Below are 11,065 nucleotides of genomic sequence, written 5' to 3' on the forward strand. Positions count from 1 at the left end.
CAATTCCCAATTCCCAATTCCCAATTCCCAATTCCCAATTCCCAATTCCCAATTCCCAATTCCCAATTCCCAATTCCCAATTCCCAATTCCCAATTCCCAAATAAGAAATTCATGCAAAGTCAAATAGCTAACACTACGATCATTGAACAAAATCGTCATGGGGCTGTAGATGCCCATCATGAAGCACATCCAGATCATCGTTTATTTGGTTTGGTCGTGTTTCTTATTGCTGAAGGTATGATTTTTATGGGTATGTTCGGTGCTTATTTAGCTTTCCGTTCTACCTTACCTGTCTGGCCACCGGAAGGTACACCAGAGTTAGAACTGTTGTTACCTGGTGTGAATACTATCAATTTGATCGCCAGTAGTTTTGTCATGCACAATGCTGATACTGCCATCAAAAAGAATGATGAAAAGGGAATGCGTACTTGGTTAGCTATTACTGCGCTGATGGGTGCGATTTTCTTGGTAGGCCAGGTTTATGAATATACTCATCTGGAATTTGGTTTAACTACCAATCTTTTCGCTAGTGCGTTTTATGTTCTCACCGGCTTTCACGGTTTGCACGTAACCATCGGGGTTTTAGCGATTTTGGCAGTGTTGTGGCGATCGCGTACTCCCGGACACTATAGCAATGAACATCATTTCGGGATAGAAGCCGCTGAATTATACTGGCACTTTGTGGACGTAATCTGGATAATTTTGTTCGGATTACTCTATTTACTGTAGGTATTTATTTTGTGGTTATTCACTCCACTTGAATTCCAGTCCCCCATCCAGGGGGTTTTTTTATCAATTGATAATTGACAATGGAAAATTGACAATGGAAAATTGACAATTGTTTCATTGTGTTTCATTGTAACCCACCTTCCGCACCCTAAACTGTCACACAACGAAAAATGGTCATTTGGGGATTTGAGATTGGCGATCGCTACCTAAACTTTAGACCATTTTGTATTAAAATTATCCTCAAAGGTCTTCAAAAATCCGAAATTACCGATTGTGACACTGGGGGGTGCGGAATGTGGGTTGTAAGTATCCTGCGGAAATATGTTGATTGATTGTGAATCTAAATCACAGCATAAAAACATGAACAATTGAGTTGAGATTATGTCTTTGCATCAGTATAAAAAGAATGGATACCTAGCCGCAGGTATAGGTAGTTTAATAGGGGCTGCCTTATGATGTATCCAGGTCATTTTTTAGGTGTTGGTTATGTCAAAATGTTCATGCCAAATGCTACTCTCGATGGATTTATACCCCCTTTTATCGGTCTGATTTTTGGCTGGTGGATAGGAGAAGTGGTAGGATGTTGGCTGGCTTTGGGGTTGCTACGCTATCGCAGTGCAGCCAGAACAGCTAAATTATTAGCAATGCTGACTCCTGTTGGTATATTCTTTTGGGTGCGTCCAGAGGAAATAAATCTCTTACCTCCCCTGCTTGCTTCATTGCTCACAATTATCTCTTTCTTCTGCATTAATCCATAATTATCAATTATCAATTATCAATTTTCAATTATTTTGACGTGGTTTTTTCTTGGAAACTGTAATGATTGGTAATGGTGGAGTAGAGGGTTGAGGTGGTAAATAATGTTGCACCACAGTTTCCTCTGGCATGGGGGGTTGCTGCTGCACCCGCCATAATTTAAAGGCTAAAGCTACTACTGTTGTTCCTAAACCAAAGGTGAATAAAGACCAGCTATCATCTAAACCCCCAATCAGTGCATCTACTATACCCATTGTAACTAATACACTAATGATAGGTTCTTTCCGGTAGGCTGACTTCAAAAAACGAGGTAATATAGCGTTCATCACAGCTTTCTTTCCGCTAACTTTTCTTGTAAATTGTTCCACAATAGCGCAATTGCTATTCAATTATCATTTCTAGCTATCAAGTCATCTCACATTATAGTTTTCTGGGTTCAAAATAGATGTGGGGTAATTCACCATACTCTATACCATACTTTATACAGATATTGCGCTACTTTTTCCATAAATTAAAACCAGCTGGTTGATCCAACTGGTTTTTACTCTTCTAATTTCTAGCTTACATCTGAAATCGTTGGCTTGTGGTGGAAACTATTTCAAACCCAACCAAGCAAGTACACCTTGATTAGTGACATATTCAATCACGACCATTAAGATAAAACCAATCATAGCTGCACGACCGTTTAAACGTTCAGCATATTCGTTGAATCCAAACTTGGGTTCTTCTAATTTGGGGGTGACGGTTGGTTGTGGTTGTGTCATGATCAAAAGTTCCTCTCTGAAAAAATGGTGATTGGCAAACGAAACTTAACTGTCTTTTCTGAAATAGTGATGGGGTTTGAGCTTGAGATTCTTATGCAAGTTCTTATGCAAGAATCTTGGATAGCGTGATACAAACCCTTGCTTTACAATTTTTAATGTTTCTTTATCTATTGTAAGAACTGTGGAAGATTCGTCAAGGGAGGAGCGATCGCTAAATTTGCAATTTTGAATGATTGAATACGGACGGAGTGGAACAAATACTGCACTCTAGAGTGAATCATAGTGAATCCAAAATTATTAGAGGTTAATTAGAGGTTATAAATAAATGGAAATCGGTGTACCTAAAGAAACTAAAGATCAAGAATTTCGGGTGGGTTTGAGTCCTTCTAGTGTGCGGGTTCTCACGGAAAGCAGTCATACTGTGTTTGTAGAAACTATGGCTGGTGATGGTGCTGGATTTACAGATGATGATTACCGTAGTGCGGGAGCAAAAATTGTTGATACAGCAGAATCTACATGGCATCGGGAGATGGTTGTTAAGGTCAAAGAACCTTTAAAAACAGAGTATAAGTTTTTGCGAGAAGACCTGTTATTATTTACTTATTTACATTTAGCGGCTGATCGGCAATTAACAGAAAATTTGATTGATGCTGGAACTTGTGCGATCGCCTATGAAACTGTAGAACAACCAGGAGTAAATAGACTACCTTTGCTCACGCCCATGAGTATTATTGCTGGTCGGTTAGCTGTACAATTTGGGGCAAGATTTCTAGAACGTCAACAAGGTGGTAGAGGTGTACTTTTAGGCGGTGTACCTGGAGTTAAACCTGGTAAAGTCGTCATTTTAGGCGGTGGTGTTGTGGGAACAGAAGCCGCTAAAATTGCTGTAGGTATGGGTGCTGGAGTACAAATTTTAGATGTCAATGTAGAACGGCTATCTTATTTAGAAACTTTATTTGGTTCTAGAGTAGAATTACTTTATAGCAATTCTGCCCACATTGAAACCGCAGTTAAAGAAGCTGATTTGGTAATTGGTGCAGTGTTAATACCAGGTAAAAAAGCACCTATTTTAGTATCTCGTGAATTGGTGAAACAAATGCGTCCTGGTTCGGTAATTGTGGATGTGGCTGTTGATCAAGGTGGATGTGTGGAAACATTACACGCCACATCTCACACCAATCCAGTATATATTGATGAAGGTGTGGTACATTATGGCGTTCCTAATATGCCCGGTGCTGTACCTTGGACTTCTACTCAAGCGTTAAATAATAGTACCTTGCCTTATGTTGTGCAGTTGGCTAATTTGGGTGTGAAAGCTTTAGAAGTTAACCCCGCTTTAGGTAAAGGTTTGAATGTGAAAAATCATCGTTTAGTACATCCCGCTGTACAAGAGGTTTTTCCTGACTTGGGTAAATAGGTGACTGGTGACTGGTGACTGGTGACAGATATAAGTTTTTTGAGAGTTTGCCTGTTGCTGTTGTTCTTGTGTTTGCGCGAGGGGGTGGGTGTAAAAAATGGATGTTGTCAAAAAATGCCTGTATCTCTTGATAGGCTTGACTTTGAGGCTATTCATGTTCTCTAGACCCTCGCGCACCTTACACAGACTGGGTTTCAGCCTCCTGCTATTGCAATTCAAATTAAGTAAGTCGGCTTGAAAAAACCGAGGTATGTTACAAAAGGTAAATCCCCTGAAAGTCTCTTCCCTCTTGCCTTTTGCCTTGCCATAACGATAAATTTTAACGCCTACCTACTTACTCCCTATTAGGGATTGAAACTTAAAATATTGCCAACCTCTGCTTTCATTGGCTAATAAATTGCAATTCAAATTACTCCTATTAGGGATTGAAACAAATTATTTTCTCTGTCTAATTCCTTTTGATGGTTCAAATACAAATTGCAATTCAAATTACTCCCTATTAGGGATTGAAACCACCTATTGCATACATTTCCTTGCCCCTATTTTTTTACCCGCTTATTTTCTCAAATTATTGCCACATCTCATCTTCAACCGTCTTGTCACCCGTTAAGGATGCTCCCATTAATTCTGGAAGGTTCTGCTTTCAATAATAGCAGATGCAGAGCCTCTATGATGGCATTCCTAGTCGGATACTGGGAAAGAGAGACGAGAGAACGGCTAAAGGCGAAATATAAGCAATTTTTATCTATTTTTTTATATTTCTCTTGTTAATGAATTGATAAAAATTTGGTTACAAGAGCAAAAATTAAGAGATGATAGAGTTGATTGTATTAAAGGAAGATAATTGTCACCATGAATCAATTATTAGATGAATCACTGTCTTTGCAAGTTGCCGAAAGTATCAAAAGTAAAGCGAAAAAACCTTTTGATAATGCTTATAAAGCAGTTTTAGCAACCGAAGGTGCAAAGTATGTTCAAGGTTTTATAGTTTTTAGTGGTCATCCATTCAAACCTGTTGAACACGCTTGGATTGAGTTAGAAAATGTAATTATTGATCCGACTTTTCCTCATTTAAAAAGAAAAGCAGAGAACATTTGGTATTTTCCTGCCCAAAGTTTGACTGTGAAAAAGCTAAAAGCAATTATTGAAGAATCAGAGGAAGATTATCCTGAAGATGATCCTTTACCCATTTATGGTGATGCACCTTATGAATATTATGGGGATGTAATGTTAGGTGATCAAAAATATTTGGATGCTTATCAAGCTGCTGAGGTTAAATGTCGAGAAATTAATGGTTTAGATGCGGAGAAAAATTAATATTAAATAGGAGTCAGGAGTCAAGAGAGGAGGTAGGGGAGGAAAAGTTTTTGAATAATAACTAATGACTAATAACTAATGACTTTAATACGATTTACCATCACTACCAAAGTATTCTCTGTAGCTGCAAATTTTATCACCACGCACATCAAAGGCAACTGCAACCCGATTTTTATAAGGTTGTCCTAATAAGTTGCCTTCATCCCGAAATTCAAAAATAACTGTTTTTTCGTTGCTGGTAATGTTGTCTAAAGAAGTTAGCTTTAGTCCAGGTTTAAAGGCTTCAGAAACATATTCAAAAAATTCTTTTGCTCGTTCTTTACCTGTATTTAAACCTTGAAATTTACCCATTGGAAACCAAAAGGTAAAATCATCGGTAAGCATATCAAGAAAATTTTGCCATTCACCGGTTTCTAGTCCTTGTTTAAAATGCTCAAATGCTTGTTGAGCAGTTTTTAAAGTGTTTTCTGATGTATTCTTCATTTATGTTGTTATCAATTATCAATTGATCAAAGAAGCGATCGCAGTTCCGTTATAGTTTTACTTGATAGTTTTACTATGGTTGTGCGATCGCCCTAATTAATTGACACCTAGCCAAAGGAATCAATTCATCAATTATTATATTTCTGATCTTGTGAATATTGGGTGTAGTGTTATACCCATCAGGTGTTTCACCCCACGTTGATAATTTACAGCTATTTTCAGGTAAATAAACCACATTTTGATTTAGGTTTCGCGTCAACATGTGGTCTAAAGATATGAAAACTGCTGTAACAACCACCTTATTGCAATTTTCACCACTCAAAGGTTACACACCTTTTGAGGGGATGGCAAGATAGTAATCTACATCGTAAGATTATCTATCTTCTTCTCTTCGTGTTCTACCCTTCGGGAACACCTTTGGTGAACGTTTTTTCGTGGTTCATTATTTAGCAATGTCCAATAAAATTAAAATACTGGACATTGCTATTAATTTTGTTGGAAAAAGCCCATCAACTTGTCGAATAAACCACGTAAAAAGCGCATAAACGAAGGTTTAGGTACTTATTACACTGATGTAATTATACCTAACCTTTGTTTAATTTCTTCCGCTAAATTTGCTAAAGCTACCTCTATTTGTTCACCTGTTTGTAAATCTTTGAGTGATGATTTTTCCGCTGCTGCTTCATCAGCACCAATGATCACACAAAATCTAATTCCCTGTTTATCTGCGGCTTGAAATTGTTTACCCAATTGTTTTTTATCAAAATTGGTAACAACGTTAATTCCTGCTTGTCTTAATTGTTGTGATACCTTTAAATAAACAGGCATTAAATCTTCCTGCATATTCACTACCATTACCTGCGCTGGTGTGGGTGGTAATGTATTCAAAATCCCTGCTTTTAACAAGCGACTAATTAACCGAGTTAAGCCGATAGAAATGCCAACACCCGGCATTTTTTCCCCTAAAAACATTCCTACTAATTCTTCATATCTGCCACCAGAACAGATACTACCTAAAGCTTCATGTCCAATTAAAGTTGTTTCGTAAACAGTTCCTGTATAATAGTTTAAACCACGAGCAATAGATAAATCAATACAGAAACGTTTATCAGCAACTCCTAAATCTCTGACTCCATTAATTACGGTTTCTAGTTCACTGACTCCTAAATTAAATTCTTCGGCTGATGGTAAGTTTAAACCTAGATATTTGAGTTTATCTAAAACATCATCAACGCTACCATCTATTTTGATAAACTCAATGATTTTCTCTGTTTGTTCTGAAGAAATACCTTCTTTTTCTAACTCTTGTTTAACTTTCGTTTCGCCGATTTTTTCTAAGTTATCAATGATGCCAATACAAGCTTTAATTTGGTTTTCAGCGACTCCTACAGATTGAAAGAACCCAGTGAGAATTTTTCGGTTGTTGATGCGAATGACAAAATCACCGATATTAATAGCTTCAAATATTTCGGTGATAATTGCTGGCATTTGGGCATCATACAATAAACTGAGTTTACCACGAGCCACAACATCAATATCACATTGGCGAAACTGCCGAAAACGTCCATCTTTTGCTCGTTCTCCCCGAAAAACTACATCCATTTGATAACGCGCAAAGGGAAAAGTTAATTCATTTAAATGCCGGGCAATATAAGCAGCAAAAGGAACAGTTTGATCAAATTTTAAAGCTCTTGCTTCTGAACCTGTTTCCCCAGATTTATCTTTTTCAGCTTGGCGATTTGGTGGTAAAATTGGATCAATACCATATATTATATTATCACCTTGATTTCCCTTTGCTTGCAGCACTTCTAACCTTTCTACTGCTGGGGTTTCAATGGGTGTAAAACCATAACTTTCAAAAACTTTACGAATTATATCTAATAAATATACTTCGAGACGCTTTTCGCTGGGAAGAAATTCGGGAAAACCGCTAGGAGTGGAAAAGTTGATTTTGTCGCTTTTTGCCATGCTTTTACCTTGTTGGTGAATAAGTAGTTATGATACTAAATTACAGCTATTTTCAGGTAAATGAACCACATCGTGATTTTGGTAATTGGTAATTGGTAATTGGTAATTGGTAATTGGTAATTGGTAATTGGTAATTGTTAGATTTCTTTCTGTAACCTGTCACCTGTAACCTGTAACCTGTCACCTGTAACCTGTCACCTGTAACCTGTCACCTGTAACCTGTCACCTATCACCTATCACCTATCACCTATCACCTATCACCTATCACCTGTCACCTGTCACCTGTCACCTATTCTGAATCATGAAACCACCAAGGATCTTTACTGGTGTTCATTTTAATCAAAAAGGCTTTTTTTCTGAGGAAGCGTTTTAAACCAGCAGGACCCATGCGCGAACCTCCTAAACCAGAAAATTTAAAAGCGTTTTTTTCTCCTTCGTGCATTATAGCTGTTAAACCGGCATCATTAATACTAATAGCTCCTACATCTAATTGCATTCCAATTTCTAATGCTAATTCTGCTGATTCTGCAAATATAGCAGCACTCAATCCATAAATAGAATCATTGGCTAAATCTATGGCTTCTTCAATACTAGAAAAAGGCATTATTGGCATAATTGGACCAAAGGTTTCTTCGTTCATGATTTTCATAAAATGGTGAACGTTGGTGATTACTGTGGGACGACACCACCAACCACCACCTATTTCTTCTACTTTACCACCACAGTGAATTATTGCTCCTTTGTCAACGGCATCTTTTAAATGTTCGTTAATAATTGCTGCTTGTTTTTCAGAAATGATTGGTCCTATTTCTCCGCTTTCAATTGTAGGATATGCTAGTTGCAAACGATGGGCTTTTGTGACTAATAAATGATAAAATTCTTCATATATAGATTCAGCTACATAAATTCTTTCAATTGATAAACATGATTGTCCTGTGTTGACAACAGAACCCCATAAAATTGCGGAAGTTGCTAAATCTAAATCTGCTGATTCTAAGACAATTGCGGGATCTTTTCCACCTAATTCTAAGTATGCGGAAATGAAGTTTCTAGCGGCAGTTTCTGCTACTACTCTTCCTGTTTCTACACTACCTGTAAAACAAATTAAATCTACTTCTTCTATTAAAGCCGCTCCTGTTTGTCCTGCACCTTCGACAAAATTTAAGGCATCTCTTAAATGGGGAATTGTATTTAATTTTGTCATCAAAGGTGCAACAAACCTGGGTGTAAGTTCACTCGGTTTTACTATCACCGCACAACCTGCTAATAAGGCGGGAATTGTATCAATTGTAGATAATAAAAGGGGAAAATTCCAAGGGCTAATTACACCAACTAGGGGGTAAGGAACAGCAGTTTGATGTAAAGCAATAAAGGGAATAGATGTGTTTTTGGATGTTTCTTGTAATAGCTGGGGAGCTAAATTACACCATCTATCAATGCTATTTAAAAAAGAGTCTATTTCTAATATTGATGTTGCTAATCTACCTGTATCATTGACTAAGGCATCTGTTAATAATTTGCGTTCTGTTAATATCGCTTGTTTCCATTGTTTTAATGCTTCAATTCTACCTTCTATACCGATTTCTTGCCAAGCATTTTGTCCCCTACGGAGTCGATGACATTGCTGAGAAAGCAATTTCGGGGGTGGGGGAATGATGACATAATCAAATTTACCTGTGCGGGGGTTGCGGACTTCTATGGGTTTTGTCATTGGCAGGAACAGGGACTAGGACTAGGGACTAGGGACTAGGGACTAGGGACTAGAGAATTATTTATTCTTCAAATTATGGTCAGTAGGTTAGAAAGTGGATATATCCCCAACTTCTTGAGGAAGTCGGGGATCTGGGTATTATGTTTTTAGGTTATCATAATCAGGACTTACGCAAAAGGGAACGAAAGTAGGGGTAATTCATGAATTACCCCTACGCAAGAATAAGGTTTTCAGTCACATCTTCCGTAAGTCCTAATAATATTAGATTTTATAGTAGATATTGACAACTATTATTTCATAAACAAATATGAACTTAAATTTACCTATCCTTAACCAAATCGCTAACTGCAAAAACTTACTCATTGGGGGGATGGGAGGAGGTTTTGATATTTTCTGTGGTTTACGGATTTACTTTGATTTGCGAAGTTTGGGAATAAAAGCTAATCTTGCTAATCTGAGTTTTTCTAACATTCAGTAAATGCTCAAAATTATGCAAAAACAACCATGAAGAATTGCAGAGAAAATTCCTTTACCTTAAATTATTATAACTGACGAAAAATATCTATTAAACCGTGAAATTAAGATATTATTAAAGATGTTAACTGTATGATTTTGGTGATGTCTACTTCTCAAAAATTGCGGGAATTACTCGCAGGTTCGGAAATTATTGTTATTCCCGGTGTCTATGACTGTCTGAGTGCGAAGTTAGTAGAAAAAACGGGTTTTACAGTTGCTGCTACTAGCGGTTTTGGTATTGCTGCTTCTACCTTGGGTTTACCTGATTATGGTTTTCTCACTGCTACAGAAATGTTCTATAGTGTGGGAAGAATAACCCAATCAATTAATATACCATTAATTGCTGATTGTGATACTGGTTATGGTAATGCTTTAAACGTGATGCGGACGGTAAAAGATGCGGTAAAAATTGGTTTAGCGGGGATAATTTTGGAGGATCAAGAATGGCCTAAAAAATGTGGTCATTTTGAAGGTAAGCGAGTTATTTCTATGGAGGAACACGCGGGAAAAATTCGTGCTGCTGTAGATGCTCGTGGTGATAGTGGTTTGGTAATTATAGCCCGAACTGATGCACGCGCACCGTTGGGTTTAGAAGCAGCTATTGAACGAGGAAAATCTTATATTAATGCGGGTGCAGATGTTTTGTTTATCGAAGCTCCCCAATCTGTGAGAGAATTAGAAATTATTGCTGATTCTTTTCCTGATATTCCTTTAGTTGCGAATATTGTGGAAGGTGGAAAAACACCGGAAATTACAACCGCAGAATTACAAAGTTTGGGTTTTAAAATTGTCTTTTTTCCCTTGACTGCGCTGATGGTTGTCACTGAAGTAATGAGTAATTGTTTTCAACATCTAAAAGAACAGGGAAATACAGCTAATTTATCGGGTTTGATGGGTTTTCAAGATTTTCAAAATTTGATGGGTGTTCCTCAATATTTGCAAGTTGAAAAGAAGTATAAAGAGTAAGTTAGTGATTGGTGATTGGTGATTGGTGATTGGTGATTGGTGATTGGTGATTGGTGATTGGTGATTGGTGATTGGTGATTGGTGATTGGTGATTGGTGATTGGTGATTGGGAAAAATCAACTTTTAACTATCACCACATTTATCAATCTTTGGAGTTACACTAAATAATAACAGCATACAATGATTAATTATGGTTAACTCTCCTTTAGTTTTAACAACTATCCCCACTGATACTTGGGTAGAAGCAACTTGGGAAGATTTTCTCACTTTTGCAGTTCAAGGAGTCAGGAGTCGTAGGGGCGAAGCATTCGGAAAATAGCCTGTGATAAAAATTGATAATTTATCGTCCGAATGCTTCGCCCTTACAGGAAAATAACCTGTGATAAAAATTGATAATTTATCGTCCGAATGCTTCGCCCTTACAGGAAAATAACCTG

At 37.4% G+C, this 11,065-nt stretch carries 15 protein-coding genes; 6 read left to right on the plus strand and 9 right to left on the minus strand.

The window, feature by feature from the left end:
- Window positions 1–112: 112 nt before the first annotated feature.
- Both H6F47_RS24950 and H6F47_RS24955 read left to right on the plus strand, forming a co-directional pair.
- Window positions 113–730, plus strand: a complete 618-nt coding sequence (locus tag H6F47_RS24950; protein ID WP_190348486.1) for a heme-copper oxidase subunit III — start codon at window positions 113–115, stop codon at window positions 728–730.
- Between the two features lie 452 nt (window positions 731–1,182).
- Window positions 1,183–1,488: a hypothetical protein gene (locus H6F47_RS24955; RefSeq protein ID WP_190651495.1), complete on the plus strand. Its 306-nt coding sequence runs from the start codon at window positions 1,183–1,185 to the stop codon at window positions 1,486–1,488.
- Window positions 1,489–1,512: 24 nt separating this feature from the next.
- Here H6F47_RS24955 and H6F47_RS24960 read toward each other — a convergent pair whose 3' ends face one another.
- Window positions 1,513–1,812, minus strand: coding sequence for a hypothetical protein (locus tag H6F47_RS24960; RefSeq protein ID WP_096572734.1), 300 nt, complete (start codon window positions 1,810–1,812; stop codon window positions 1,513–1,515).
- Between the two features lie 267 nt (window positions 1,813–2,079).
- Window positions 2,080–2,250 carry a chlorophyll a/b-binding protein gene (locus H6F47_RS24965; protein ID WP_096569692.1) on the minus strand — a complete coding sequence of 57 codons (171 nt, stop codon included), beginning with the start codon at window positions 2,248–2,250 and terminating at the stop codon, window positions 2,080–2,082.
- Window positions 2,251–2,575: 325 nt separating this feature from the next.
- On the opposite strand from H6F47_RS24965, the gene ald reads away from it, so the two are divergent.
- Complete coding sequence (gene ald / locus H6F47_RS24970) at window positions 2,576–3,667, plus strand: alanine dehydrogenase (RefSeq protein WP_190348484.1); 1,092 nt, start codon at window positions 2,576–2,578, stop codon at window positions 3,665–3,667.
- On the opposite strand, the gene H6F47_RS24975 is transcribed toward ald, so the two are convergent.
- Window positions 3,620–3,778 carry a hypothetical protein gene (locus H6F47_RS24975; protein ID WP_190651496.1) on the minus strand — a complete coding sequence of 53 codons (159 nt, stop codon included), beginning with the start codon at window positions 3,776–3,778 and terminating at the stop codon, window positions 3,620–3,622. The genes ald and H6F47_RS24975 overlap by 48 nt on opposite strands.
- 741 nt (window positions 3,779–4,519) lie before the next feature.
- Here H6F47_RS24975 and H6F47_RS24980 point away from each other — a divergent pair.
- Window positions 4,520–4,984, plus strand: coding sequence for a hypothetical protein (locus H6F47_RS24980; RefSeq protein ID WP_137668625.1), 465 nt, complete (start codon window positions 4,520–4,522; stop codon window positions 4,982–4,984).
- Between the two features lie 84 nt (window positions 4,985–5,068).
- Here H6F47_RS24980 and H6F47_RS24985 read toward each other — a convergent pair whose 3' ends face one another.
- The 5 genes from H6F47_RS24985 to H6F47_RS25000 form a co-directional block, all read right to left on the minus strand.
- Window positions 5,069–5,467: a nuclear transport factor 2 family protein gene (locus H6F47_RS24985; protein ID WP_096569686.1), complete on the minus strand. Its 399-nt coding sequence runs from the start codon at window positions 5,465–5,467 to the stop codon at window positions 5,069–5,071.
- A gap of 73 nt (window positions 5,468–5,540) precedes the next feature.
- Window positions 5,541–5,789, minus strand: a complete 249-nt coding sequence (locus H6F47_RS24990) for a hypothetical protein (protein WP_190651498.1) — start codon at window positions 5,787–5,789, stop codon at window positions 5,541–5,543.
- A 242-nt stretch (window positions 5,790–6,031) separates the two neighbouring features.
- Window positions 6,032–7,435: a histidine--tRNA ligase gene (gene hisS / locus H6F47_RS24995; RefSeq protein ID WP_190651500.1), complete on the minus strand. Its 1,404-nt coding sequence runs from the start codon at window positions 7,433–7,435 to the stop codon at window positions 6,032–6,034.
- 52 nt (window positions 7,436–7,487) lie between these two features.
- Window positions 7,488–7,619, minus strand: coding sequence for a hypothetical protein (locus H6F47_RS28715; protein WP_277877182.1), 132 nt, complete (start codon window positions 7,617–7,619; stop codon window positions 7,488–7,490).
- A 105-nt stretch (window positions 7,620–7,724) separates the two neighbouring features.
- Complete coding sequence (locus H6F47_RS25000; protein ID WP_190651502.1) at window positions 7,725–9,146, minus strand: aldehyde dehydrogenase family protein; 1,422 nt, start codon at window positions 9,144–9,146, stop codon at window positions 7,725–7,727.
- A 307-nt stretch (window positions 9,147–9,453) separates the two neighbouring features.
- Between H6F47_RS25000 and H6F47_RS25005 the strand changes: the two genes are divergently transcribed.
- Together H6F47_RS25005 and H6F47_RS25010 are read left to right on the plus strand one after the other, a co-directional pair.
- Window positions 9,454–9,624 (plus strand): hypothetical protein, encoded by a 171-nt coding sequence (locus tag H6F47_RS25005; protein WP_190348476.1) that lies wholly within the window; start codon window positions 9,454–9,456, stop codon window positions 9,622–9,624.
- Between the two features lie 140 nt (window positions 9,625–9,764).
- Entirely contained in the window at window positions 9,765–10,628 is an 864-nt protein-coding gene (locus H6F47_RS25010; RefSeq protein WP_190348475.1) for an oxaloacetate decarboxylase, read from the plus strand.
- A 123-nt stretch (window positions 10,629–10,751) separates the two neighbouring features.
- On the opposite strand, the gene H6F47_RS27625 is transcribed toward H6F47_RS25010, so the two are convergent.
- Window positions 10,752–10,895, minus strand: coding sequence for a hypothetical protein (locus tag H6F47_RS27625; protein ID WP_206755163.1), 144 nt, complete (start codon window positions 10,893–10,895; stop codon window positions 10,752–10,754).
- Between the last annotated feature and the right edge of the window lie 170 nt (window positions 10,896–11,065).

It is taken from the genome of Sphaerospermopsis sp. FACHB-1094 (assembly GCF_014696195.1).
Lineage (GTDB): Bacteria > Cyanobacteriota > Cyanobacteriia > Cyanobacteriales > Nostocaceae > Sphaerospermopsis > Sphaerospermopsis kisseleviana.

Bases quoted from the DNA above. Each gene is read 5' to 3' on its own strand.
- H6F47_RS24950 (WP_190348486.1), top strand. From the start codon at position 113: ATGCAAAGTCAAATAGCTAACACTACGATCATTGAACAAAATCGTCAT.
- H6F47_RS24955 (WP_190651495.1), top strand. From the start codon at position 1,183: ATGATGTATCCAGGTCATTTTTTAGGTGTTGGTTATGTCAAAATGTTC.
- H6F47_RS24960 (WP_096572734.1), bottom strand. From the start codon at position 1,812: ATGAACGCTATATTACCTCGTTTTTTGAAGTCAGCCTACCGGAAAGAA.
- H6F47_RS24965 (WP_096569692.1), bottom strand. From the start codon at position 2,250: ATGACACAACCACAACCAACCGTCACCCCCAAATTAGAAGAACCCAAG.
- ald (WP_190348484.1), top strand. From the start codon at position 2,576: ATGGAAATCGGTGTACCTAAAGAAACTAAAGATCAAGAATTTCGGGTG.
- H6F47_RS24980 (WP_137668625.1), top strand. From the start codon at position 4,520: ATGAATCAATTATTAGATGAATCACTGTCTTTGCAAGTTGCCGAAAGT.
- H6F47_RS24985 (WP_096569686.1), bottom strand. From the start codon at position 5,467: ATGAAGAATACATCAGAAAACACTTTAAAAACTGCTCAACAAGCATTT.
- hisS (WP_190651500.1), bottom strand. From the start codon at position 7,435: ATGGCAAAAAGCGACAAAATCAACTTTTCCACTCCTAGCGGTTTTCCC.
- H6F47_RS25000 (WP_190651502.1), bottom strand. From the start codon at position 9,146: ATGACAAAACCCATAGAAGTCCGCAACCCCCGCACAGGTAAATTTGAT.
- H6F47_RS25005 (WP_190348476.1), top strand. From the start codon at position 9,454: ATGAACTTAAATTTACCTATCCTTAACCAAATCGCTAACTGCAAAAAC.
- H6F47_RS25010 (WP_190348475.1), top strand. From the start codon at position 9,765: ATGTCTACTTCTCAAAAATTGCGGGAATTACTCGCAGGTTCGGAAATT.